Consider the following 24,361-nt stretch of genomic DNA (forward strand, 5'->3'; position numbering starts at 1 on the left):
ACTACGAGCGGCGTTCGAACAGAACTTTAGTGTCCGCTCAGCACCAGCGTCTTGATCGGAAGCAGCAGGGCCTGGATCCGCAACAGCATCGCGTGCACAAGCCCGGTCGCATCGACGACATGCAACCCGAAGCTCTTGAACGAGCCGAGCTTCCCTGACGAGATCAATTCGTGATTACTGGTGTAGGCGTTGGCGATACAGCTGCTGCCGGGCGTCACGCCCTCCAGCCCGCCCTTGTAGATCGGCTCCATGAAAACGAGAATGGTGCCCGGCTGCGCGACCTGCTGCGCCTCGATCAGTTGTTCGCCGCCCCTGAACTGGCCGGCCGCGATGTAGTCCTGCACATTGGTAACCACCATCGGAATGATCGTCCACGGCTTGGAAATGCAGGTGGCCTCGGCCACCATTCCGACCTTCACGACCTGAGCCTCGATCTGCCCAAACCCTGCCATGAGAGCACGCCGTCCCGCGCCCTCCGGAATCAGGACGCCGGCCGTCCGCATATTTTGAGTGACGATGTCGCCCGGCTTCAGTCCGAACTGCTCGACCCGCCCGTCGACGCCGGCACGAATAAAGGTCTTGTCCAAATCGACCTGCGCTTCGGCCAATGCCGCCTCTGCACTTGCCTTCTCCGCCGGCAGCAGAGCGCTCAGTCGCGTCACCGCCGATTGTTTGGAAGCGGTCGCGGCGTCGAGGGAGCCCTGGCGGCTCGCTACGGCCACACCGAGCTTTTCGATGTCGCGCTGCGGCACGATTCCAGGGTTGCGCTTCTGCAGTTCGCTTTTGGTGTCGAACTCGTCCTGCGCCTGCTGCAGCGAGCCTTTTGCCTCCTGAAACTGGCCTTCCGCCTTCATAATATCGGCCTGCGCCGCCAGCATGGCGGCATCGACTTCGGCGATCTTGCGTTTGGCCGTCAGTAGTGCCGCTTCCTGCTTGGCGCTATCGAGTCTGAAAAGCACGTCACCTTGCTTGACGGACGCGCTGACATCGACGTGAACCTCCGCGACCCGGCCGTTTACTTCGGTCATGATCGGGACGGTCCGATAGAACAACGTCGCCGACGAGGTCGACGGATGATAATAGAAGATCATCGTGATCAGCGAGACCGTCAGCATCAGGCAGGCGACGATGCCAAATCGCAGTTCGAACCAGACCGAATAGAGCGTGATTTCGTGCCCGATGCGCTTTCCCTGCCGATATCGGCGATAGAGGTAGTCGGGAAATATCGTCAGGAGAGAGCAGAGAAGCAGCTCAAGCATGGCTTGGCACCTCGCTCTTGGCAGCGTCGGCTTTCGTCGCACCCGGCGCTTCCGCTGCACCCACATGAGAGGTGCTTTCGCCGGCTATCTCGGCCGGTTCGTCGCCAGGTGGAACGTCGGCGATTTTCTCGACCGATCCCGCGATCCGGCGCAGCGGCGTGCCGAAATCGGGCAAGTCAATCATGGCAAGCAACAGCCCGATCACCCAAAACAGGTGGTTGTGCGTAAAGAGCGCCAGCAAGCCCAGCACCGCCACGATTTCGAACTGCAGCTTTTGCGACCTGTGCGCCATCTGCTCCGGCAAGGAATGCAACCGCAGATAAAGATTGCCGACTGCCAAAATGGCAACGATCAGAACGATGCCCATCACCACCATCAGGATGTCGGTATCGCCCGGAGCGGTGATAAAGCCCGGCAGGTCATGGGGGGCGCTGGGATGAAGTGCCTCGCTCACGCAACTCTCCGTCGGTGGCCTCCGGATGCTTGTGAACCTACCAGCATTCAAGATAGCGTATCGAGGAAATTGCATATTGCGCTGCGCCAATCGGTCGCCTGCCGATCAATAGCCGATATCGCCGCGGCCATATCTCGGATCAGCTTACGTACCCGGACAACCGGCGTTTCCGAAATTCGCCCCTAACCAGACATGCCGCGGACATGCCAAAATCGCCGTGAATGACCCAAAGGCGGCATTCGTCCGCTTCGCGGTGCGAGGCTGATTTTCTGCTATGTACAGCATAAGCTTTTGAGTAGAGTTGCTAACTTGGAGTGTTTTTTCTTAGAGTTTTTTTTGCCGTTGATTTTCGATTTCGCGCGATAATGTTGGTGAAGCGAACCGGTGGCAGCAATGAGAAGGCGCGAATTTCTCGTAAGCTGTGCGGCTTCCGCCGCAACGTGGCCAATCAGGGCGCGGGCTCAGCAAGCAAAGAAAATTCCTGTGATGGGCGTCCTCTGGCATGCAGAAAATGCCGAGGGAGAAATCGGGCGTCTTGAAGCTCTGCGCCGCGGACTGGAGGATTTCGGCCGGATTGAAGGCAAGAATATCAAAATCATCGATACATTTGCAGCCGAGCAGTATGAGAGGTTCGATACCAACGCGGCGGCTCTTGTCTCGCTCCCGGTAGATCTTTTGTTCGCGCATACGCAGCCCGCCGCGATGGCGGCGCACCGCGCGACAGATAAAATTCCAATCGTCTTCACCTGGGTTCCCGACCCCGTGCAGGCCGGTCTCGTGGCAAGCCTCAATCGGCCGGGCGGCAATATCACCGGCTTTTCGAACGTTGCCGTCGATCTCAGCGGAAAAAAATTGCAGATGATGAAGGAGGTTACCGCGAGCTCCCATTTGGGCTTTCTCGCCAACGGCAATGATGCCAACGTCGCCAGTCGTTCCGCTCAGGCGCTTAAGTCCGCGGCCGCCTCGCTAGAAATCGAATTGCAGGTCATCCAGGTCCGTGGAGCAGATGAAATCGATCGTGCGTTTGACGAATTTGCCCGGCAAAACCTCGGCGGAGTGATTACCCAGCCTGACGCATTGTTTTTCAACGAGCGAAAACATATCGCGAGGCTGGCCATTGAGCGGCGAATGGCAACGCTTGGCCACGTCGAGGAATTGGCCGATGACGGTTTCCTGATGACCTTTGGACCGAACGGCGTGCTGATGATCCGGCATGCGGCCACCTATGTGGATAAAATTTTGAACGGGACAGCGCCGGCTGAACTCCCGGTGGAGTTACCGACCAAGATTGATCTTGTTATCAACAACAAGACAGCCAATGCACTTGGCCTCACGGTCCCGCCGACTCTGCTGATCGCCGCCGATCGGGTTATCGGCTGAATCTTTGCTTCTGTTCATGGCACTCGAGGCTAAACCAATAAACTTCTAGGCAATGCCCTAAGGGGAACTTTACGAACGCCCTTCAATCTGACGACAAACCTTTTGACGATCGTGCGGCCGACCCAGTGTTAGTCCAACGACGGATGGTCATTATGATTATTGATAAGCCGAGGGCCAAGGTACAGCGTGAACCGCGGCGGCAACTTCACAAACAGCCGGCCTGGATTACGATAGATGACGGCGTGACGAAGCACGAATGCTTCGTATTGGACGTCGCGCCGGGCGGCGCCAGAATCGTGATAGATACGATTGATGTCAGTGACGAGTTCGATCTGGTGCTGGTGCCGGCTCATTCGAAGCGCCAGCGATGCGAGGTCGTTTGGCGTCGCGGCAACACGTACGGCATAAAATTTCTAGCCTGATATCGCCATACGCCTGACTTTTCTCGTTGGATCGTTTCTGAAGGTTTGACGCTCGCAGGTGAATTGTCCGCCTACCGCCAACGAGCGGACCTTTTCAGCCCGCCCAAGTCAGAAAAGTGTCAATAGAAGAACTGAGCAAGCCTATAGCTGGTCTGGTTCTTCAGCGCGGGACCGGTGCCGGTCGCCACGAAAGATCGTCGGACCAAAGATAGATTGCAATGGCCGCCAGGCACAGAGCTACGCCGATCCAGAAGATCGGCGAATGATGGATCGGTCGTCGGTCACTCGAAGCAGGCTTCATTCAATCACCTCGTCGGCGCGGGCGAGCAGCGTCCGCGGAATCGTAAGGCCCAATGCCTTGGCAGTCTTGAGATTGACAACAGCAGAAAATTTGTCCGCCGGATAGACCGGCAACTCCCCGGTCTTCTTTCCCTTGGGGATCATGTCTGCATCGTCCGTGGCGCGACGGTGGCAAATTCGTCGTGGGCGCCTGGTGGCTCACGCAGGCTGCAAATAGCCGCGAAACGCTAAGCGATCATCGTCTTCATGCAACCCAAGACCAAGTGAGCAAGACCAAGTGACCAAAGTGAGCAAGACCAACGCCGACGCGAGATAGCCCGCAGCTTCGATCCAATTCATCGTTCTCTCTGAGTCTGGCTTCGGTCCGACATCACAGCACATTTCAGGCGGCGGTGCTCGGGGGTACAAACCGGATTTGAGTGCAGTGCCTGGAGCATTTTGCGGCAACCACCAACGGTTGCCTATGTTTCATTCAGATCAAACGCCGCTATTTATTCGCCGCTTTTCCCGGACTAACCTTTTTCACCGCCCCACGGCCGAATACGTCTGCTGGGCGGCAGATAGGACACCTTCGAGGAACAGGTCTACAGCCGGGCACGCTGCTCTCGACATCAACATCCCGAACTACGCCAGTGCCGTCGACTTGATCTCTTCTGTCCAAAACTTGAATGAGTGCGCAGTATTTTTGCATGAGGGAGTCAAGGGACGGGTATTTCCACGTTTGGACGCGTGTCGCCAATTTCAAAGCCCCAAACCTGAGGAGCTAGACATGAGTAGTGCTCAAGTGCGCAGCGAAACTGCAATGGAGACTCCGAGAGCGCGGACGATGGACATGAAGCTCGAGATCGTCGTCATCCCTGTTTCGGACGTCGATCGCGCCAAGCGCTTTTACGGCGGTCTGGGTTGGCGCCTCGACGCCGACTTCGCCGCCGGTGACGACTATCGCGTGATCCAGTTCACACCGCCTGGCTCCGCCTGCTCGGTCATCTTCGGCAAGAATGTCACCGCGGCGGCACCCGGCTCGGCCCAGGGACTCTACCTGATTGTCTCCGATATCAAGGCCGCCCGCGACGAACTGCTCGGTCGCGGTGTCGAGATCGGCGAGGTCTTCCACGACGCCGGCGGCGTGTACCTTGGCAAGGACGAGCCCTATTTGTTTGGGCGGCTCCGGGTGAGCGGTCTCGATCCCGAGCATCGCAGCTACCGTTCGTTCGCCTCGTTTAGAGATCCGGACGGCAACGGCTGGCTGCTCCAGGAAATCACCACGCGATTGCCCGGACGCGTCGACGCGGACGACACGACATTCACCTCGTCGACCGAGCTCGCGGCCGCGCTCCGACGTGCGGCGGCCGCGCACGGCGAGCACGAGAAGCAGATCGGCCGGCAGGATGCAAACTGGCCGGATTGGTACGCCGACTACATCGTGCGGGAGCAGACCGGCAAGCCATGATCCGGAGGGCCGCCCTGTCCTTTGGTCCGGTCAACGAACGAGCGCACGACGTCACGGTCCGCCTAGCCAGGTCAGGTCAGTATCAGTGGTTGCAGGCACGCCCGCCCGCAGCCGCCCGGCTTGATTCCGCGGCGGTGTCAATAAAAGCTTAACGGGTAAAGGAATACTGTCGCTGATCGCTCCCGCCACGAAGGCTCCCATCATGCGACATCTTACTGTCTACAATCGTTTTGCGATGATCATCGCGGTTTTGACCGTTGTCTTCGTCGCCGCGCTAGCCGCTCAAGTGATGGTCCTTCGCGATACCGTCATCGAGGAACGTCGGACCAAGGTGTTCGATCTGGTCGAGGCCGCGAAGAAGATCCTGGCCAATTACGATGAAAAAGCCAAAGCCGGCAAGATCTCGGCCGAGGAAGCACGGCAGCTCGCTTTCGATGCGATCGGCGCCATGCGCTGGGGCACATCCGCTGACTATCTCGGAATCTACGGCGCAGGCAGCACCAATGCCGGCGTCACCTACGTCCACGCCAACCCGAAATACATCAATGTCAATCGCTGGGATTACAAAGACAATCAGGGCCAGCTGCTGATTCAAAATATCGTTGGCAAGGCCCGCACCGGCGGCGGTTTCCTCGAATACCAGGTGCCGAAAGCGACGGGTGGTCCCGAGTTGCCGAAGCTCACTTACGCCGGCGGATATGGTGAGGGCGACAAGCTGCTCGCCATCCAGGCAGGCGTCTATACCGACGATATCGACGCGGTGGTGTACGGCCGCGCGGTCTGGATCGTCGCGGGCGGTCTGGCGGGGTTGCTGATCGCGGGATTGGCCGCGCTCGCGCTCGGTCGCGGCCTGGTTCGTCCGCTCGGTGCGATATGCGGCGTGATGGACGGTCTGGCGAAAGGCGATTTGAACGTTGAGGTTCCGTTCGTTGAGTATCGCAACGAGATCGGCCATATCTCCCGCAGCCTGGCCGTCTTCAAGGATCGGTTGATTGACGCCGAACGTCTCCGCGCCGAGCGGGAAGAGGCGACGGCGCGCGCGGTGGCGGAACGGAAATCGGCCCTGAGCCGGATCGCGCAGGAGTTCGAGAAAAGTGTCGGCGGAATTGTCGCCGGGGCCGCTTCAGCAGCCACTGAAATGCAGCGCTCGGCGCAATCGCTGTCGGCCATCGCCAAGGAGACGACGCGGCAGAGCACCACCGTCGCCGCAGCCGCGGAACAGACCTCGGCGAATGTGCAGACCGTGGCTGCCGCAGCGGAGGAACTTTCGACATCGGGGCAGGAAATCTCCCGTCAGATCGCTCACTCGGCATCGATAGCGCAAAACGCCGTTGCCCAGGCCGAGCGCACCAACGCCATGGTGGGAGGGTTGCTGGAGGCGACACAGAAGATCGGCGAGGTGATGGGACTCATTCAAAACATCGCCGGACAGACCAACCTCCTGGCCTTGAATGCGACGATCGAAGCCGCGCGAGCCGGCGAGGCAGGCAAGGGCTTTGCCGTGGTGGCGAGCGAAGTGAAGGCGCTGTCGACCCAGACCGCGAAAGCGACGGAGGAGATCACCGATCAGATCCAGGCGATCCGCGATGCTACCGGCACAACGGCCGGGGCAATTCGCGAGATCGGCGCCACCATCGCGCAGATCGACGAGATCGCCACAACGATCGCCGCCGCGGTGGAAGAGCAAGGTGGATCGACCAAGGAAATTGCCCGCAGCGTGCAGCAGGCCGCGCAGGGCACGCAGGGGGTCATGCAAAACATTGCCGGCGTGACACAGGCATCGGGCCAGGTGGGAACTGCCGCCGAACTGGTTCTCGGCTCATCCGGCGAACTCGCAAAGCAGTCCGAACGCCTGAAGCAAGAGGTGGAGAGCTTTCTCGCGACAGTCCGGGCGGCGTAGCCTCGCTACGCCCGCGAACGACCATCCAATATTCGCCTGCGCCAAGATGGCCCAGCTTGGACACGGGCGACGACGGAATCTTGCATTCGGATCAATGCGCCATGGCGATCTCGCCCGCAATCTGCTCGCGCCTCGCGTCAATGCGCAAGCTCACGGCGACAACTGCGCCGACGATCGAGCATCCGGCGAGCAGAAGCAGGCCCACGGTGAAGTTTCCGGTGAGGTCCTTCAGGTAACCCATCGCGTATGGGCCGGCGAAGCCGGACAGATTGCCGAGCGAGTTGATCGCCGCGATTCCGGCGGCGGCCGACGCGCCGGTCAGGAAGCTCGCCGGTAGCGGCCAGAACATGGGCGGCACCGCCGAGACGCCGATCTGCGCGAAGCAGAGCAACGCCATGATGATGACGGGATTGGAAACAAGCCCGGACAGTCCGATTCCGACCGCGGCCATGAGCAGCGCCGCGGCGACGTGGCCTTTCCGCTCCATCGTGCGGTCCGAGTGCCGACCGAGCAACACCATACCGATGGCACCGAAGATGAAGGGCAAAGCGGCCAGCAACCCGGTCTGGGTATCGCTCACCCCAAAGCCCTTGATAATGGTCGGCAGGAAGAACGCCACGCCGTAGCTGGCCGCATTCAGGCAGAAATATACCAAAGCGCATAGCAGGATACGGATATCGGTGAGGGCCTGAAGCAGGGAAAGATGTTCGACCTTCTCCTTGTTGCTTTTCTCCGTGGCTTGCACGTTTTCCAGCCAGGCAATCTCATCTGGTTGCAGCCAGCGAGCCTGGCGCGGAAAGTCCGTCAGATAGAACAGCACGGCGAGCCCCACCAGGATGGACGGCAACGCTTCAAGAATGAACAGCCATTGCCAACCGTCCAGCCCCCAGCCGGTCAGGTTCAGCAGCATCCCGGAGATCGGCGCCCCCACAATGGATGAAATCGGAATCGCCAGCATGAAGAAGCTGATGACGCGGGCGCGGTATACCGCCGGAAACCACAAGGTCAGATAAAAGATGATGCCGGGGAAGAAGCCTGCCTCGCATCCACCGAGCAGCAGACGAAGCGTATAGAAAACCGTTTCATTTGAGGCCCCGGTCGTTTTGGCGATCCAGGGGATAAAGGCGAACGCGGCCGACACGATCCCCCAGGAGATCATGATGCGGGCGATCCAGATCCGCGCGCCGACGCGCTCCAGAAAGATGTTGGAAGGGACCTCAAACAGGAAATACGCAATGAAGAACAGTCCAGCGCCCAGTCCGAAGGCCGCCTCGCTGAAACCCAGCGCCTGGTTCATGTGCAGTTTGGCGAAGCTGACATTGACGCGGTCGAGATAGGCAACGAAATAGCACAGGATCAGAAACGGGATCAGCCGCCGCATCACTTTGCCGATGACGCGCTTTTCTACGTCGTCCATGGCGTTGCCTCCTGTTTGCAGAGTTCGCCGCCCTTGAGCCGAGCTGGTTTTGCGTAACTATGACGCCCTCCGGCTCAGCGCGCCAAGGCATTTTTTTATTTACGTGCCGGGAACGGATCGATGCGTTGCGGCAAGCCATGTTTACGGCTTTCGCGACCTCAAGCTTCTTTCTGCGCCGGTATCGATGGGAACCAGCAATTGGTCGTTGTTGCAGTGCAGGTATCGCCGCAGCAATTGGCAAGCCGGTGGAATGCGACCGGTATGCTGCGGGCCCATTTGGCCCGCCTGTGCAAGCATCAGCCGGACTTCGCGCGTTCCGCCGCTTGCTTCACATGCTCCGGATCGGCCGCGATCTTTACGCCTGCGCGCTCCTGCTGGAGCAGCATCACAGAGCGTGAGTCACGTCCCTCCCAGCCGCGGTTGCATGCTTCGGTCATCTCGGCGTGGGCGAGGTTGCAGATGCGCATCGGCACGCCGAGCTCGCGTCCCAATGCGGTCGCGAGCGCGACGTCCTTGGTGGCGAGCTTGAGCGCGAAATTCGGCGGATCGTATTTGCCGGGCAGGAACTGGTCGAGCAGGCCGTCGAACGTCAAGCGGCGGCCGACCACGCCCTGGCGCACCGCTTCCCACAGCGCCACGGGGTCCATGCCGGCTTTCACGCCCATGGTGAACGTCTCGGCGAGCGCACAGGTGATCGCATAGCCCGACATGTTGTGCACCAGCTTGGCGACGGTCGCGGTGCCGATCGGCCCGATATAGGACGGCCGATCACCCATCGCGTCGAGGACGGCCTTGTGCCGGTCATAGGCGGCTTTGTCGCCGCCCACCCAGATCGCCATCTTGCGCGACGCCGCGCCGGACGGGCCCCCGCTCACCGGCGCATCGAGCATGTGCGCGCCCCTGGCGGCAAAAGCCTCATGAATTTTCTTCACGACGCTTTGAGAGTTGGTCGACAGATCGAAATAGGCGGCACCCTTTCTTACACCTTCGATCAAGCCATCGGCCCCCAGCGAGACGCGCTCGACATCGCTCGGCTCGGGCAGCGAGGTGAAGATCACGTCAGACCTCTCGGCCAGCGCGCGCGGCGTATCCGCCCATTCGGCGCCCGCCTGCAAATGATGGCCGGCCGATTGCCGGTGCAGATCGTGCACCACGACCTGGTATCCGGCCTTGAGAAGGTTGGTGGCCATTTTGCCACCCATCGTGCCGAGCCCGACGAACCCGACAACAACATCATTGGCCATCGTCATTCCCCCTTGTTGCCTTCGACCAGCACCGTGTAGGCGACCTGCGCGGCAGACATCGCGGCGGGCCAGCCCGCATAGAACGCCATGTGGGTGATGACTTCGGTGATTTCTTCCTGCGTCACTCCATTGCTGATCGCGCGCGTCAGATGAGACGCGAGCTGCTCCGGCCGGTAGGTCGCGACCAGCGCCGCCACCGTAATGAGGCTGCGGTCGCGCTTCGAGAGAGCCTTGCGCTCCCACAGGTCGCCATAGACGACGTCGTTGGTGTAATCGACCAGCGCGGGCGTAAACGCCTTGATGCGGTCGCGTTTGGCGGAAGGCGGTGCCTTGGCCATGCGTCTCTCCCTTGTTTCTTTAAATGCCGCGCGTCGTGGCCCGGCATTTTTTTGTTGCCGCTGAAACGAAGATCGAGATTTCGTTACCATCGCCGGCCGAAGGTGTCGACGGCATCGCTCAGCGCAAATCGCCGATCTGGCCCGCGCGGATCGGCTTGCTGGTCCGCTGCACCAACACTCAATCTCAGGCTTCACCGGGACGGCACGCCTTGCGGACCATCGAGCGGAGGCTTAGTCTGCGTCGATAAATCCAAGAAACGTCAACGGCTTCGGGAGTGAATCAGAAAACATCAGGGAGGAAATCAAGATGGCAATGACTCGTCGTCAAGCACTTGCGTCCGCCGGCGCCGTGGCCCTCGCAGGCGGCTTGGCCAAGCCCGCGATCGCAGCAAAAGAGCCGATCCTGATCGGCTATCTGCCGGCGCTCACTGGTCCTTCTTCGTCAACCGGGGTCGGCATCACGCGCGGGATCCAGTTGGCCGTGCAGGAGATCAACACGGCCGGCGGCATCGATGGGCGGCAGATCGAGCTGATCACCCGCGATACGCAAAGCGATCCGATGAAGGCGGTCAACGGAGCAGCAGAACTCGCGCGCGCGCAGAAGGTAAGCGTCGTGCTGGGCCCTGGCAATTCCGGCGAGTCGCTCGCGGTGGTGCCGCTGCTCGCGCGCATGAACATGCCGCAGATCCATCCCTGCTGGGTCGACAGCCTGACCGACCCGAAAAAATATCCAATGTGCTTCCGCAACGCGCCCACCAACCAGCAGATCGGTGGTGCTGCAAACCGCTATGTCGTCGAAGTGCTCAAGCGCAAGAAGGTAGCGGTAGTCAGCGATACCACCGGCTATGGCGTTGCGTCGGTCAACGCCTATGTGCCGATGCTCAAGGCGCAAGGCGCCGAAGTCGTCTATCAGGGTAATGTCGATGCAGCCAATCCAGAGCTCAAGCCCGAGCTTTTGCGCATGCAATCGGCAGGCGCGGAGGCGATCATGCCATGGAGCGTCAATGCCGGCTTCCTCTCGCGCATCATCAACACGCGCGGGCAGATGGGATGGGACGTGCCCATCGTTGGCCAGACCACGCTCGGCTCTGGCCAGACCAAGGATCTGTTGGAAAAGCCCGAGTACTGGGCAAAGGTTTATCCGAACAATTTCCGACCGGTTTGCTATGCCCCCGGCGGCAAGCTCTCAGATCGCGCCAAGGTCTTCGTCGACCGTCTGAAAAGCGCCAAGATCGACATGAGCGACACGCTCCTGTGGTGGATCGCGCTCGGCTACGACTCGCCACGGATGGTCGCGGAAGCAATCAAGAACGCCGGCGCCGAGCCGGAGCAAGTCGTCGGCTATCTCAACAAGCTCAAGGGATTCGCGGGTGTCTACGGCGATATCTCGTTTACATCAGATGAGCACAATGGCTATCCGGACGACGAGGTCGTGATGGTGGAGGCCAATTCGCTCAAGGACGGTGCGTTCAATCTGGCTCCCGGCTATAGCGCTTGAGCGGATGATCGAAGCGATCGGCCGCGATGGCGATCGGCTGCATCCATGCACCGATCGGCATCGCCCATAAACGCGATGTTTTCCACGTGATGTTTTCCACGTGATGTTTTCCGCGCGATGTTTTCCGCCTGGCGCGCGTTCAGCTTCGCTGCATGGCTTCCGCGATCTTTTCCGCCGCCATCAGGGTCGGGAAGTTGGTGTTGGCGCACGGCACCACCGGGAAGATCGAGGCGTCGACCACGCGCAAACCCTGCACCCCCTTGACGCGGCCTTGGGTATCGACGACGGCCATCGGATCATCCGGCCGGCCCATGCGGCATGAGCACGAGGCGTGCCACACGCCGATTGCCGCCTTGCGCACGAAGGCCTCAAGCGCTTCGTCGTCGTTCATGACGCCGTCGAACGTGAATCCTTCGACAACAAACGCATCGATCATGTAACGGCGTAGCGCCGCCGGCCCATCCATCAGCACGGCGGCAATGGCGGTCAGCATCTTGTTCTTGGTGTTGACCACGCCGATCTTGCGCACGCGGTCGGAGTAGGAGGCCGGGAATGGCTTGTCGGTCACGGCCTTAAGTGGCGCGCTCATCTGCAGCGCCGCCATCTTGCGAAAGCCACTCATCAGGCGGTCGACGTCGCGCCGGTCGGACAGCAGGTTGAACTCGACGACCGGCTCGGCCAGCGGGTCGCGCGAGGCGAGCTTTACCTGCCCGGTCTCGGAATAGGTCTTGTTGATGAAGGTCAGCAGCGAGCCGATCTGCGCGCCCACTGCATGCCAGGCCGACTTGCTCAGCACACCGACGAACATGTCGCCTCTTGGCACGCCGGGCAGCCCCGAGGAGTAACGCAGGCCAAGCTGGATGTGGCGTCTGGAGTGCCCATTCATGCGCGCGCCACGGCGGATAAAGGACGACAGCGAGATCGAGGGATGATCCATCAGGCGCTGGCCGACCCCTTCGAGGCCCATCACGACCGGAATGCCCATCTGCTTCAGGTGTCCGACAGGGCCGATGCCGGCACGCATCAGATGGGCCGGCGAATGAATCGCGCCGCACGACAGGATGATTTCGCGGCCGCGAAATTCCTGTTCCCGACCGCCGACGAGCGCCTTGACGCCGACGCAGCGCGTGCCCTCGAACAGAAGCTCCCTGACCTGGGTGTCGGTCGAGATCGTCAGATTGGCACGCTTTCGCGTCTCGCGATCGAGATAACCCATCGCCGCCGACACGCGTTGCTCGTCCTGATTGGAATGCGTTATCGGAAAGTAGCCGTCGACGAACTCGCCGTTCTGGTCCGGCAGGAATGTGTAGCCGGCGAGTTTGCAGGCCTCGGCAACGGCTTGCGCGTGCCGCGTCCAGTGTTCTTGCGGGATGCGGCGGACGGGAATGCGGCCGTCCTTGCCATGGAACGGCCCGTCGAAATCGAGGTCGCGCTCGACCTTCTTGAAGTAGGGCAGCACGTCCTTCCAGCTCCAGCCCGCAGCCCCCCGGGCCTCCCACTCGTCGTAGTCGGCCGGCGCGCCGCGGTTGGCCAACTGGCCGTTGATCGAGGATCCGCCGCCCAGCACGCGCGCCTGCTCGTATTTGCGCAACGGCGGGCGCTCTGCCTCGGGGTTGTTGTGGCTGACGACCTGAGTGGTGACCCTAAGCTCGGTCCAGTGGAAGCGCGGATCGAAATAAGCCACGCCCGAATAACTGTCGCGGATCTCGGCCGGCTCATTACCCGGCGGCGTGTCCTGGCCCGCTTCGCAGAGCAGGACCTTGTTGGCGCTCTTGGCGGACAGCCTGTGGGCCATGACCGAGCCCGCCGAGCCGCCACCAACGATGATGGTGTCGTACACTTTGGCGTTTCCCCTTGTTTTTGTCTTGGGAAGATAGCGCAGCTCCGCCTTCGGGTCACCCCGCTGGCGCAAGGCCGATGCTTGACGAACGTTACGGGCCTTGCCGGCCCATCGTGGCTATGACGTCAACCCCGGATCAGAGCCATCGGCGAGTCATCAGGAATAGCGGCGCGCTAATCCACGCCGTAATTACCAGTCTCAAACGAGGAGGGTCAGCACCGCCGCTATTTTTTCGCCGCTTTTCCGGAACTGGCCTTCTTCACCTCGGCCTTCCTCACGGCCACCCCCTTCCCCTCATTCTCCAGCGCCTTGCGCACCTGCTTGAATTCCTCCAGCGAGGCGTCGTCGACTTCGGGGAATTTCAGGTCGAGTTTTTCCAGCGCGTTGACGATCACCGAGCCGATCACCACCCGCGCGAACCATTTGTGGTCCGCCGGCACCACGTACCATGGCGCGGCGGCCGTCGCGGTATGCCTGACCACCTCCTGATAGGCGGCCTGGTATTTTCCCCACAGCGCACGCTCGCTGATGTCAGCCATGGAGAATTTCCAGTTCTTCGCCGGCTCGTCGAGCCGGTCGAGAAAGCGCTCGCGCTGCTCCTGCCTTGAGACGTTGAGGAAGAATTTCAGGATCACCGTGCCGTTGCGCGTGAGGTAATGCTCGAAGGCGGAAATGTCTTCGAACCGCTCGCGCCAGATATTCCTGGTGACGAGCCGCGGCGGGATCTTCTGCTTGGCGAGGGTTTCCGGATGCACCCGCACCACCAGGCATTCCTCATAATATGACCGGTTGAAGATACCAATGCGGCCGCGCCCCGGCAGCGCGATCGCACTGCGCCACATGAAGTCGTGGTCGAGCTCTTTGGTCGATGGTTGCTTGAAGGAGGTGACTTCACAGCCCTGCGGATTGACGCCGTCGAACACGCTCTTGATGGCGCTGTCCTTGCCCGCAGCATCCATGCCCTGGAAGATCAGCAACAACGACCAGCGGTCCTGGGCATAGAGCTTTTCCTGAAAATCATTCAGCCGTTTGCGATTGGCATCGATGACTTTCTCGCCCTTGTCCTTGTCGATGCCGCCCTTGTCGGCGGTCTTGTGCGATTTCAGGTGGAATTCACTGGAACCGTCGACACGAAACGGCGCCACAAAGGGTTTCAATTCAGCCGCGAGAGATTGCGGAGACTTCTTGCTCATGACTGCAACCCTTCCCTACACACTGAATTGCTGTTCGATATAGGCGGTAACAAAACGCGGCATCGCCGCGTTAAGTTCACCTGCGTGGCGCACCAGATGGATTTTAGTGAGTTCCGGCTGCTGCTGCCGGGCGAGATTGGCCTCGATGCGCGCGCGCAGCGCTTCACCGGTCATATCGACATGCAATATCTGCATCGCCGCGACGGCGGCACCGGTGAAAACGCAATCCCAATACGGCTCGGCGCGATAATCCGATGGCGTGAGCCCGGTTTCTTCCTCAAGCTCGCGAGCGACGCTGCCCGCGATATCGAGTGTTTCACCCCTGACGTCATCGAGATCAGGGGTGCCCGATGGAAAGTAGATGCGCCCGGCATTTGAGGTGTGCTGGCCCATTTCGCCGAGCGCGAATGCGCCGTCGCTGCTGAGCAGCGCGCCCATGCCAAAGCCATTGAACACGTTGTTGTCCGGAAAGCCCCAGTCCCGCCACGCCAGGAAACTGGCGAAATCGGTCTCGAAGCAGTCGGCGCTGAAACGGCCACCGGCAAAGTCCGGGTTGCGCCCGAGCAGGACGCGGCCGTTCCAGATGCCCGGCCTCTTGCGCTGCTCGGCGGCAAAATGGACATCAATCTCGGCGCGCCGCTCGGTTGCGAACGGCCACGACCACGGCCTCACGCGGAGATCGAGCGTGGTGACGCGATGAATGACAGGCGACATCACCAACACGCCCTACTTCGCATTCATCCCCGTGGTCTTCTTGGCCTGATCGACGAATTTGTTGGTGTAGGTCTTGGTGACGTCGATATTTGCCTTGGCGACCTCAGGCGAGCCCTCGCTGAACACCGCGAGCACCGCATCGGCGCCCTTGGGATCCATCTTGCCGGTTTCCGAAAACATCGGGATCGTATTCTTCAGCGCGGCAAGATAGAGCTCCTTGTTCTTGCCGACCATTTCCGCCGGCATCTTCGCCATGACATCTTCCGGCGAATGCGAGTGAATCCAGGCGAGCGTATTCAGGATCGCGTTGGTCAACGCCTGCACTTCCTTCTCATGCGAGGCAACCCAGGCCGTGGTGCTATAGAGTGCGCCACCCGGATATTCGCCGCCGAACTCCGCCAGCGTATCCTTTTGCGTGCGGGTATCGCTGAGGATGCGCAGGTCAGGATGGCTGCCTTGCAGCACCGTGACGGACGGATCGAGCATCACGGCCGCATCGATCTGGCCCTGCTCCATCGCCGCGACCGCGGTTGCACCCAAGCCGACGCCGATGACGGAGGTGCCCGCCGGATCGAGGCCGTTTTTCTTCAAGAGATATTTAAGAAAGAAATCGGTCGATGAACCCGGTGCGCTGACGCCGACTTTCTTGCCGGCCAGATCCTGGATCGATTTGATCTCGCCAGTATGCGAGGGCGACACCACCAGCACCAGCCCGGGATAGCGGTCATAGACCACGAAGGCCTGCAGCTCCTGCTTCTTGGCGGCGAGATTGACGCAGTGGTCGAAATAGCCGGACACCACGTCGGCGCTGCCGCCGAGCACGGCCCTGAGCGCATCCGAGCCGCCCTTCAGATCGACGAGTTCAACGGCAAGTCCGGCCTTGTCAAATTCGCCGAGCTGCTTGGCCAGCACGGTCGGCAGGTAACACAGACAGGCCCCGCCACCGACGGCGACCGTGATCTTGGTTTGCGCCGCCGCGAAGTCAGACATCAGCACCAGCGCCAAGAGCGCCGCGGCGAGCCGGCCAAAGATCGTTTTCATGGTTTCCTCCGTTTATAGCGTTTTCGAGCGAAGTGGGTGCCGGTTCGCGTTAAGAAAACGCGTCAAAACAAGAATGAGAGTCTGGTTCTGGTTCAATCAGAACCAGGTTCTGGTGGCGACGATAGAGCAGCCGGGATGCTTTGAGAAGGCGACTTTGGTGTGCTAATCAGCCCCCGCGCGACCAAACCACGCGCCCATAACAATCTATAAAACGGGAGGACCATCCATGAACCGCATCACCACCACGCTGTCGATCGCTGCCGCGTTTGCCGCCGGCTGCTGCGTCACGCATCTGCTGCGGCCGGCATTCGCCGCCGAAAACGTCACGGCGCAGGTCATTCACACCCAGGACTTCTCCGGCGATGCGCTCGGACCGGCCAATGCCGGCGGCATGCACTCCAAGATGTTCATGTCCGCCGATGGCGCCACGATTTCGATCCAGGACGGCAATGTCGGCAAGCACATGCATCCGAACACCAACGAGATCCAGTACATCCTCGAAGGCACCGGAACGATCTGGCTCGGCGACAAGCAAGTGCACGTGCAACCCGGCGACCTCGTCATTATTCCCAAGGGCACCGCGCATGGCGGCACCAAGCCGGACGGCCGCCCGTTGAAGGCGATCGCGATCAAGACCCCGCCGCAGGCGCCCGACGATACCAAGATGCTGGATTGAGAAGCACTGTTACCCGTAGTCATTCCGGGATGGTGCGTTAGCACCAGACCCGGAATCTCGAGATTCCGGGTTCGCTCGCTACGCTCGCGCCCCGGAATGACGACTGTTGATTGCGGCGCTCAGCCGCGGCCCTCAGCCGCCGGTCGCCACACCAGAAGCCGCCGCTCGACCATCGTCACCCCGATATCGATCACGATGACGAAGGCCGACAATACGAACATGCCGGCGAAAACGCCGGCGACGTCGAACACGCCTTCGGCCTGCTGGATCAGATAGCCGAGCCCTGCCGCGGAGCCGAGATATTCACCGACCACGGCGCCGACAACCGCGAAGCCTACTGAGGTATGCAGCGAGGAGAACATCCACGACAAAGCCGACGGCCAATAGACATGCCGCATCAACTGCCGTTCGCTCATGCCGAGCATGCGGCCATTATCGCGCACGGTGGCGCTGACTTCCTTCACGCCCTGATAGACGTTGAAGAAGACAACGAAGAACACCAGCGTGACACCGAGCGCGACCTTCGACCAGATGCCGAGGCCAAGCCAGAGCGTGAAGATCGGCGCCAGCACGACGCGCGGCAAAGCGTTGGTCATTTTCACATAGGGATCGAACACCGCGGCGACGCGGGGCTGGCGCGCGAACCAGAAACCGACCGTCACGCCGCCCAGCGAGCCGATCGCGAAAGCGAGAATCGACTCCCACAGCGTGATCGCCAGATGCTTCCAGATGACGCCGCTTGCGAACCAGGCGACGATCTGACTGCCGACATCGACCGGATTGGAAAAGAAGAATGGCGGCAGCACCATGTGGCCGAAGATCGGCACTGTGGCCAGCAACTGCCAAAGCCCGACGAGCACGACAGCTACGAGAAGCTGACAGACTAGAAGCATCAAGCGCGACATCGTGACAACCCTATCTCCGGGTCGTCCCGGCGAACGCCGGGACGACGTGTGGAAATATTTCGCTTCCGGTCAAGGGCGAAGAGAGCACGGGGTAAGCTTCGCTTTACGGCTTCGAGAACGTGCCGATCAAACCGGTAGCGACCTTGGCGTGCCCCTCCAGCGCCTTGATCAATTCGTCGCGCGTCAAGCCCGGCTTGAGCGCCGACGGATCGAGATCGGTCGCGATCAGCGTAAACGTGTAGTGATGCGGCGCGCCGGCCGGCGTGCACGGACCTGAATAGCTCGGTATTTTCTGCGTGCTCTCGCCGCCGACATATTTGTCGCTGGTCTTCGAGACTTCGCCCTCGGCAAAGCCGGTGACGGACGGCGGAATCCCATACGCCACCCAGTGGCTGACGCCGCCGGGCGGACGCCCTTCCGGATCGAACATCATCAGCGCGAAGCTCTTGGTGCCCTCGGGCGGCTTCGACCAGGACAGAGCCGGCGAGATGTTTTCGCCGACGCAATTCGGATTGGCCTTGTTGTTGCCGGCGTTCTTCACCGCCAACCGCGCGCCGTCTTTGAAATCGGGCGAGGATAGTGTGAACGCGCCTTCCGCTTTAGCATCATGGGAACCGCCGCACGCGATCAGTGCGACAGTCAGAGCCAGAAATGAACCACGTAACAGCATGACATCTCCCTTTATTATTCTGTTGGCTGACCGAGTGTAACTTCCGCTGCATTCAGATCAAGGCGGGCTGCCCTCAGCCGGTCACCCGGCTGCCGATTGCGCGTAGCCCTTCAACACTTCATCCTTGAGAACACTCCATATCTCACGATGAAGTGAGTGAAAGTCCTTCTCCAGCCGCACCTCGAAAATATCCCGCGGCCGCGCCAGCGGCACCCGCCAGTCACCGATGATGCGCGCGCCTGGTCCAGCCGACATGATCACGACACGATCGGCCAGCGCGATCGCCTCTTCGAGATCGTGGGTCACGAACAGCACCGCCTTGCGGTCGGCGGTCCACAACTCCAGCAGCAGGTTGCCCATGATCTGTCGCGTCTGGGCATCGAGCGGGCCGAACGGCTCGTCCATCAGCAGGATCTTCGGATCGCGAATCAACACCTGCGCGAGGCCTACGCGCTTGCGCTGCCCACCCGAGAGCATGTGCGGATAGCGACCCGCGAAGCCGCCAAGGCCGACCGAGTTCAACCATGTCTGCGCCCGCGCCAGCGCCTCACGGCGATCGACGCCGGTGATCTCCAGCCCAATGGCGACATTGTCGATCGCGGTCTTCCAGGGAAACAGCGCATCGGCCTGGAACAGATAACCGGCCTGCCGGTTGAGGCCGGTCAGAGGGGAATCGAAAATCCGCACTGTTCCCGATGCCGGCCTGAGCAGGCCGGCCGCGACATTTAATAACGTCGATTTCCCGCATCCGGTGGGGCCGACGATGGCGACGAATTCGCCATGCTCCACCGATAGCCGGGCCTTTTCGACCGCGGTGTAGACACGCGTATCGGCGAGACGAAATGCCACTGTCGCATCTTCAAGCGCGACCGCCGTCGATCCAGCGGCACCACCAGCCTGCACGCGCATTTCCCCCGAATGACCTGAGCTACGGCGTGTGCATTAACGCCCCCGCCGCGACAATTCAACGGATCGCGGAAACAGGCAAGTGCCCGCATCGGCTTGGTGGCTGCGCTGCCGTATGATACTCCCCTGATATGACCGCCGCCCCGCCACTGATTGCATTTGCGCATGTCGGCAAGAGCTTCGACGGCGGCCGCGGCGCGAAGCCGGTTTTGGCCGTCGATGACGTCTCGCTCGATGTCGCCGAGGGCGAATTCCTCGCCATCGTCGGCGGCTCCGGCTCCGGCAAGACCACCCTGCTTCGCCTGACCAACCGGCTGATCGACGCCGATAGTGGCCACATCACGGTCGAAGGCGAGGATGTGCGGGCCGTCGATCCGGTGCGATTGCGCCGCCGCATCGGCTATGTGTTCCAGAGCGGCGGGCTGTTTCCGCATATGAGCGTCGCCGACAATATCGGAGTCACACCTAAATTACTCGGCACGCCGGCGGGCGATATTTCGGCGCGTGTCGATGAACTGCTCGATCTGGTCCGGCTCGATCGCAGCGAACACCGCGACCGCCTGCCTGGGGCGCTATCAGGCGGCCAGCGCCAGCGCGTCGGGGTCGCTCGCGCCCTGGCGGCCAGGCCGCGCATCGTCCTGATGGACGAGCCGTTCGGCGCGCTCGATCCCCTCACCCGCGATGCGCTCGGCGACGACTATCGCGCCCTGCACCACAAGCTTGGGCTGACCACGATCATGATCACCCACGACATGGCCGAGGCCGTCCTGCTCGCCGACCGGATCGCGGTGATGCGCGCCGGAAAGCTGCTGGCGCAGGGCACGCCGGCCGAACTTTCCGGCAGCGATGATGCTTATGTCGGCGAACTCCTGCATACGCCGCGGCGTCAGGCCGAGCGGCTCAAGGTGTTGCTGCCACGGGATGGCGCGGCATGAGCCTGTTTTCCGATCCGCGCTGGAGCGAGGCGCTTTCGCATCTGCCTGACTATCTCGGCAACCATGTCCGGGTCAGCGTCACGGCGCTGGCGCTCGGATTATTGGTCAGCCTGCCGCTGGCGATCGCGGCGCGCGGCAACCCCATCATGCGTGGCGCGCTGCTGGGGCTTGCCAGCATCGTGCAGACGGTACCGGGCCTTGCGCTGCTGGCGTTGTTCTATCCGCTGCTGCTGGCGGTGGCAGCGCTGTCGCTATCCTGGTTCGGGTTCGGTTTTTCCGCCTTCGGTTTTCTGCCCGCCGTGCTGGCGCTGGCGCTCTATTCCATGCTGCCGGTGCTGCGCAACACCATCACTGGCCTGCGGGGCGTCGATCCCGCGATCCTGGAAGCCGCGCAAGGCGTCGGCATGACGCCGCGTCAGTCTCTCTTTACTGTCGAGCTGCCGCTGGCGCTGCCGGTGATGATGGCGGGCATTCGCACCGCTGCAGTCTGGGTGATCGGCACCGCGACACTGTCGACGCCGATCGGCCAGACCAGCCTTGGCAATTACATCTTTGCGGGGCTGCAGACCCAGAACTGGGTGTTCGTGCTGTTCGGCTGCGCGGCCGCCGCCCTGCTCGCGCTCGCCGTCGACCAGTTGCTGGCGCTGATCGAGACCGGCATCCGCGTCCGCAGCCGCCTGCGGGTGGCGCTCGGTGGCATCGGCATCGCGGCGCTGCTCGCGGCAACCCTGGTGCCGTCGATGGCGCGCTCGCAATCCAGCTATATCGTCGGCGCCAAGACGTTCGCCGAACAATATGTCTTGGCGGCGCTGATCGCGGAGCGGCTGCAGGCGGCGAACCTGTCGGCCACCTCGCGCGAAGGCCTCGGCTCGAACGTGATCTTCGATGCGCTGGTGTCAGGCGATATCGACGTCTATGTCGATTATTCCGGCACGCTATGGGCCAATCAGTTTCATCACACCGACATCAAGCCGCGCGAGGTATTGCTCGGCGAATTGAAGACCATCCTGGCGCAGCAGAAGGTCACGCTGCTCGGCGAACTTGGCTTTGAAAACGCCTATACGCTGGTGATGCCGCGCCAGCGCGCCGAACAGCTCGGCATCCACTCCGTCACCGATCTCGCCGCGCATGCGGCCACGATGTCGATGGCGGCGGATTACGAATTCTTCTCGCGGCCGGAATGGGCCGGCATCCAGAAAGCCTATGGGCTTCACTTCCGCGCGCAGCGGCAGATGCAGCCGGACTTCATGTATGCCGCGGTCGCTTCCGGTGAAGTCGACGTGATCGCGGGCTATACCAGCGACGGGCTGATCGCGAAATACGATCTGGTGGCGCTCGACGACGACAGGCACGCGATTCCGCCCTATGACGCGATTGTCCTGCTGGCGCCGAAACGCGCCGGGGATCAGGCGTTGCGGGCGGCATTGCAACCGCTGCTCGGCCGGATCGATATCGCCACGATGCGCGCGGCAAACCTGCGCGCCGCCGGCGGCGACGGCGCATCGTCACCCGCCCAGGTGGCGCGCTGGCTGTGGGAGAGAATCTCGAAGCAGTAAGTACGTTCCCGACGCTGCTGCGTCTTCACTTCGGGCCGACATTTTCCAGTTCGCGGGCGCGCGCTTCGGTCAGGCTGCGCACGCATTCGCCGGCGCCGATCCGGGCGATGGTTCCTTCGCCCAAGCCGTAATACAGGCAACTGGCGTCGCGGTACTGGATCCATAGCCGCTGGGCTGCGCGCAGTTGCTCGCGCTGCTGCGGCACGGCATCTTTCAGCGCCTGCTGATAGGCGATGTTCATGCGCTTGTCCCACTCCGCGGTCTTGGCCTTGAGGCAGTCGACCATCTCATAGGTGCTGCCGTCGCAGGATTGGGCGGGATCGCCCTGATCGCCAGCATGAGCGATCGACGCCAGAAGGCAGGTCGCGGCGACCGCGATTGACCGGCCGAGCATGGCGCGTTTCCGGTTCATGCCGGTGGCATCAGGCCAAGACGTTTGGCAATGATCTTGTCGACCATCCGCTTCGGCAGGATCGCCGTGATCAGATGCCGCATCGGGTCCGGCGTAATCTGGTAGCGCACTTTTGGATTGCTTGCGGTCAGGGCTTCGGCAATCCGCTCCGCGATCTTCTCCGGCGGCAAACCGATTTCATTCAGGTGCTTGGTGAATTGGCGGACTTTTTCCAGCGCCGGCAAATAGGGCGAGTTCTGGTATCTGGACATGTCGACGTCATCAGCCTTGCTCCAGATCGGCGTTTTTACGGCGCCAGGAGCTACGATGATGACATCGATCCTGAACAGCATCATTTCGCGGCGCAGGCTTTCCGACAGTCCCTCGATCGCATGTTTGGAGGCCGCATAGGCCGGTGTCAGCGGATTGCCGTTTTTGCCTGCCACTGAACTGATCATCACGATGCGTCCGCGCTGCCCCCTCAGCGACGGATCAACGCCGAGCAGCGGTGCGAAAGCCTGGACGGCGATGACCGGCCCCATCACATTCACCTCCATCTGGCGGCGGAATTCGTCGGCCGACAATCCGAGCACCGGTCCCGCCATCGCGATGCCGGCATTGTTGATCAGCCCGGCCAGCGTCTCGCCACCAAGCGCTGCGCGGACCTCGCGTGCGGCGGCCAATACCGCCGCCTCGTCGGTGACGTCGAACAGCAGCGGCACAAAATTCGCGCCGAGCTCGCTCTTGAGGCGATCGGCGTCGGCCTGCTTGCGCACGCTGCCGAACACGCGAAACCCGCAATCCAACAGCAGCTTCGCCGTGGCCCAGCCGATGCCGGTGGACGCACCGGTGATGACGACAGATCGCATGGTTGTCCCCAAAGACGTGCAGATCATTCTGCTTCGCGCTTCCGGAGGATGAGCTAAGCAGGCCAGAGATTATAGCAAGGCCGGCAAGTTCGCCCCTCTCAATGTTGCGGCCGTTCACGCGCAACGCCGTCATCAAGCCACCGAGCCCGCTTGCCGGAAGTGCTCCCGGCAAGCGTCGGTTGACGGTTTCAGCATTTCATATAAAAAGGATGTTCGTTTTGTTTGAGCTGCCGAGCTTCAAGGCGAATCTTGCAAGACAGGAGCATTGATCGGGCTATCCGTGCGGCCGATTTCGAACGACTGTCGCCATGCCTGGTAGCGCTTCCCAACAAATCAAGCGGAATACCCATGCCCAAGGTCAAGCCGGAAACTTCGTTAGCCAGACGCGATGAAATTCTCGAAGCGGCGGAAATCTGCTTCGCCCGTCAGGGATTTCACCAGACCACGATCCGGGACGTCATCCGTGAATCCGGCCTGAGCGCCGGCTGCATCTACGGTCATTTCGCAACCAAGGAAGATATCATCCACGCCATGGGAGAGAGGCGTCACGCCCGCGACGCCATGCTGCTTTCGCCACGCGATGAGTCGATGGACCCGATAGCCACCCTTCGTGCGGTCGCGCGCGAATTCCTGATGGATCTGCAGAAGGAAGACGGGCTTCGAATCCGCAAGGTAGGCCTGCAGCTCTGGGCTGAAGCGCTCCGCAGCAAGGAAGTGCACAGCCAGGTGATAGCCGGTGTTCACGTGCCCATTTCGACGATCATCAAGCTGCTGCAACGCGGTCAGCGTCTGGGAACCGTCAGTAAAAAAATCGATCCCGCCATCATCGCGCGAACCATCGTCTCCATGGCGCAGGGTTTCGTGCTGCAGCGGGTGTGGGGAGAACCGTTTGAGGCAGCCGCCGCGCTTCAGGGATTTGATACCCTGCTCCGAGGTCTCGCACCCGACGCCCGGCGTTGAGCCGGCAACGCAGGCCAACTTGAGACTGAACTCGCAGCCGACC

The 24,361-nt window shown here is 61.4% G+C and carries 24 protein-coding genes; 9 read left to right on the plus strand and 15 right to left on the minus strand.

What is annotated here, in order from left to right; genetic code table 11:
- Positions 1-26: 26 nt before the first annotated feature.
- Together BLV09_RS16715 and BLV09_RS16720 are read right to left on the minus strand one after the other, a co-directional pair.
- Entirely contained in the window at positions 27-1,259 is a 1,233-nt protein-coding gene (locus tag BLV09_RS16715; RefSeq protein WP_146688123.1) for an HlyD family secretion protein, read from the minus strand.
- The gene (locus tag BLV09_RS16720; protein WP_100383529.1) at positions 1,252-1,713 is read right to left on the minus strand and encodes a hypothetical protein; all 462 of its coding nucleotides are present in this window, start codon (positions 1,711-1,713) and stop codon (positions 1,252-1,254) included. Before BLV09_RS16720 ends, BLV09_RS16715 begins: the two co-directional genes overlap by 8 nt.
- A 486-nt stretch (positions 1,714-2,199) precedes the next feature.
- Here BLV09_RS16720 and BLV09_RS16725 point away from each other — a divergent pair, with 486 nt between their 5' ends.
- Both BLV09_RS16725 and BLV09_RS16730 read left to right on the plus strand, forming a co-directional pair.
- Complete coding sequence (locus BLV09_RS16725; protein ID WP_167558763.1) at positions 2,200-3,093, plus strand: ABC transporter substrate-binding protein; 894 nt, start codon at positions 2,200-2,202, stop codon at positions 3,091-3,093.
- Positions 3,094-3,245: 152 nt separating this feature from the next.
- Positions 3,246-3,515: a PilZ domain-containing protein gene (locus tag BLV09_RS16730; RefSeq protein WP_157810053.1), complete on the plus strand. Its 270-nt coding sequence runs from the start codon at positions 3,246-3,248 to the stop codon at positions 3,513-3,515.
- Positions 3,516-3,812: 297 nt separating this feature from the next.
- Here the strand turns inward: BLV09_RS16730 and BLV09_RS16735 are convergent, their stop codons facing one another.
- The gene (locus BLV09_RS16735; protein ID WP_146688125.1) at positions 3,813-3,959 is read right to left on the minus strand and encodes an ABC transporter substrate binding protein; all 147 of its coding nucleotides are present in this window, start codon (positions 3,957-3,959) and stop codon (positions 3,813-3,815) included.
- 625 nt (positions 3,960-4,584) lie between these two features.
- Between BLV09_RS16735 and BLV09_RS16740 the strand changes: the two genes are divergently transcribed.
- Together BLV09_RS16740 and BLV09_RS16745 are read left to right on the plus strand one after the other, a co-directional pair.
- A complete protein-coding gene (locus BLV09_RS16740; RefSeq protein ID WP_146688126.1) occupies positions 4,585-5,265 on the plus strand; it encodes a VOC family protein in 681 nt (226 codons plus the stop codon).
- Between the two features lie 202 nt (positions 5,266-5,467).
- The gene (locus BLV09_RS16745) at positions 5,468-7,165 is read left to right on the plus strand and encodes a methyl-accepting chemotaxis protein (protein ID WP_146688127.1); all 1,698 of its coding nucleotides are present in this window, start codon (positions 5,468-5,470) and stop codon (positions 7,163-7,165) included.
- A gap of 91 nt (positions 7,166-7,256) precedes the next feature.
- On the opposite strand, the gene BLV09_RS16750 is transcribed toward BLV09_RS16745, so the two are convergent.
- From BLV09_RS16750 to BLV09_RS16760, 3 genes are all read right to left on the minus strand, one after another.
- Positions 7,257-8,582, minus strand: coding sequence for an MFS transporter (locus BLV09_RS16750; protein ID WP_146688128.1), 1,326 nt, complete (start codon positions 8,580-8,582; stop codon positions 7,257-7,259).
- A 296-nt stretch (positions 8,583-8,878) separates the two neighbouring features.
- Positions 8,879-9,826 carry an NAD(P)-dependent oxidoreductase gene (locus BLV09_RS16755; RefSeq protein ID WP_244549127.1) on the minus strand — a complete coding sequence of 316 codons (948 nt, stop codon included), beginning with the start codon at positions 9,824-9,826 and terminating at the stop codon, positions 8,879-8,881.
- A 2-nt stretch (positions 9,827-9,828) separates the two neighbouring features.
- The gene (locus BLV09_RS16760) at positions 9,829-10,164 is read right to left on the minus strand and encodes a carboxymuconolactone decarboxylase family protein (protein ID WP_146688130.1); all 336 of its coding nucleotides are present in this window, start codon (positions 10,162-10,164) and stop codon (positions 9,829-9,831) included.
- A gap of 307 nt (positions 10,165-10,471) precedes the next feature.
- On the opposite strand from BLV09_RS16760, the gene BLV09_RS16765 reads away from it, so the two are divergent.
- Complete coding sequence (locus tag BLV09_RS16765; RefSeq protein WP_146688131.1) at positions 10,472-11,662, plus strand: ABC transporter substrate-binding protein; 1,191 nt, start codon at positions 10,472-10,474, stop codon at positions 11,660-11,662.
- 139 nt (positions 11,663-11,801) lie between these two features.
- On the opposite strand, the gene BLV09_RS16770 is transcribed toward BLV09_RS16765, so the two are convergent.
- From BLV09_RS16770 to BLV09_RS16785, 4 genes are all read right to left on the minus strand, one after another.
- Entirely contained in the window at positions 11,802-13,502 is a 1,701-nt protein-coding gene (locus BLV09_RS16770; RefSeq protein ID WP_146688132.1) for a GMC family oxidoreductase, read from the minus strand.
- 224 nt (positions 13,503-13,726) lie between these two features.
- Positions 13,727-14,695 carry a polyphosphate kinase 2 family protein gene (locus tag BLV09_RS16775; RefSeq protein ID WP_146688133.1) on the minus strand — a complete coding sequence of 323 codons (969 nt, stop codon included), beginning with the start codon at positions 14,693-14,695 and terminating at the stop codon, positions 13,727-13,729.
- Between the two features lie 15 nt (positions 14,696-14,710).
- Positions 14,711-15,412 (minus strand): NUDIX hydrolase, encoded by a 702-nt coding sequence (locus tag BLV09_RS16780; RefSeq protein ID WP_146688134.1) that lies wholly within the window; start codon positions 15,410-15,412, stop codon positions 14,711-14,713.
- 9 nt (positions 15,413-15,421) lie between these two features.
- Complete coding sequence (locus tag BLV09_RS16785) at positions 15,422-16,450, minus strand: ABC transporter substrate-binding protein (RefSeq protein WP_146688135.1); 1,029 nt, start codon at positions 16,448-16,450, stop codon at positions 15,422-15,424.
- A gap of 226 nt (positions 16,451-16,676) precedes the next feature.
- On the opposite strand from BLV09_RS16785, the gene BLV09_RS16790 reads away from it, so the two are divergent.
- Positions 16,677-17,126: a cupin domain-containing protein gene (locus BLV09_RS16790; RefSeq protein ID WP_146688136.1), complete on the plus strand. Its 450-nt coding sequence runs from the start codon at positions 16,677-16,679 to the stop codon at positions 17,124-17,126.
- Positions 17,127-17,245: 119 nt separating this feature from the next.
- On the opposite strand, the gene BLV09_RS16795 is transcribed toward BLV09_RS16790, so the two are convergent.
- The 3 genes from BLV09_RS16795 to BLV09_RS16805 form a co-directional block, all read right to left on the minus strand.
- On the minus strand, positions 17,246-18,031 hold the full coding sequence (locus BLV09_RS16795) for an ABC transporter permease (protein ID WP_146688137.1): 786 nt from the start codon (positions 18,029-18,031) through the stop codon (positions 17,246-17,248).
- 103 nt (positions 18,032-18,134) lie between these two features.
- On the minus strand, positions 18,135-18,701 hold the full coding sequence (locus BLV09_RS16800; RefSeq protein ID WP_146688138.1) for a YbhB/YbcL family Raf kinase inhibitor-like protein: 567 nt from the start codon (positions 18,699-18,701) through the stop codon (positions 18,135-18,137).
- Positions 18,702-18,782: 81 nt separating this feature from the next.
- Positions 18,783-19,610, minus strand: coding sequence for an ABC transporter ATP-binding protein (locus BLV09_RS16805; RefSeq protein WP_146688139.1), 828 nt, complete (start codon positions 19,608-19,610; stop codon positions 18,783-18,785).
- A gap of 128 nt (positions 19,611-19,738) precedes the next feature.
- On the opposite strand from BLV09_RS16805, the gene BLV09_RS16810 reads away from it, so the two are divergent.
- Entirely contained in the window at positions 19,739-20,542 is an 804-nt protein-coding gene (locus BLV09_RS16810) for an ATP-binding cassette domain-containing protein (RefSeq protein ID WP_146688140.1), read from the plus strand.
- Positions 20,539-22,098 carry an ABC transporter permease/substrate-binding protein gene (locus BLV09_RS16815; RefSeq protein ID WP_146688141.1) on the plus strand — a complete coding sequence of 520 codons (1,560 nt, stop codon included), beginning with the start codon at positions 20,539-20,541 and terminating at the stop codon, positions 22,096-22,098. The genes BLV09_RS16810 and BLV09_RS16815 overlap by 4 nt, the downstream gene beginning before the upstream one ends.
- Positions 22,099-22,123: 25 nt before the next feature.
- Here the strand turns inward: BLV09_RS16815 and BLV09_RS16820 are convergent, their stop codons facing one another.
- On the minus strand, positions 22,124-22,492 hold the full coding sequence (locus BLV09_RS16820) for a lysozyme inhibitor LprI family protein (protein ID WP_167558764.1): 369 nt from the start codon (positions 22,490-22,492) through the stop codon (positions 22,124-22,126).
- Positions 22,493-22,506: 14 nt separating this feature from the next.
- Positions 22,507-23,358 carry an SDR family oxidoreductase gene (locus BLV09_RS16825; protein ID WP_146688142.1) on the minus strand — a complete coding sequence of 284 codons (852 nt, stop codon included), beginning with the start codon at positions 23,356-23,358 and terminating at the stop codon, positions 22,507-22,509.
- Between the two features lie 348 nt (positions 23,359-23,706).
- Between BLV09_RS16825 and BLV09_RS16830 the strand changes: the two genes are divergently transcribed.
- Positions 23,707-24,318 carry a TetR/AcrR family transcriptional regulator gene (locus BLV09_RS16830; RefSeq protein WP_146688143.1) on the plus strand — a complete coding sequence of 204 codons (612 nt, stop codon included), beginning with the start codon at positions 23,707-23,709 and terminating at the stop codon, positions 24,316-24,318.
- Positions 24,319-24,361 lie beyond the last annotated feature (43 nt).

It is taken from the genome of Bradyrhizobium canariense, from assembly GCF_900105125.1.
Lineage (GTDB): Bacteria > Pseudomonadota > Alphaproteobacteria > Rhizobiales > Xanthobacteraceae > Bradyrhizobium > Bradyrhizobium canariense_A.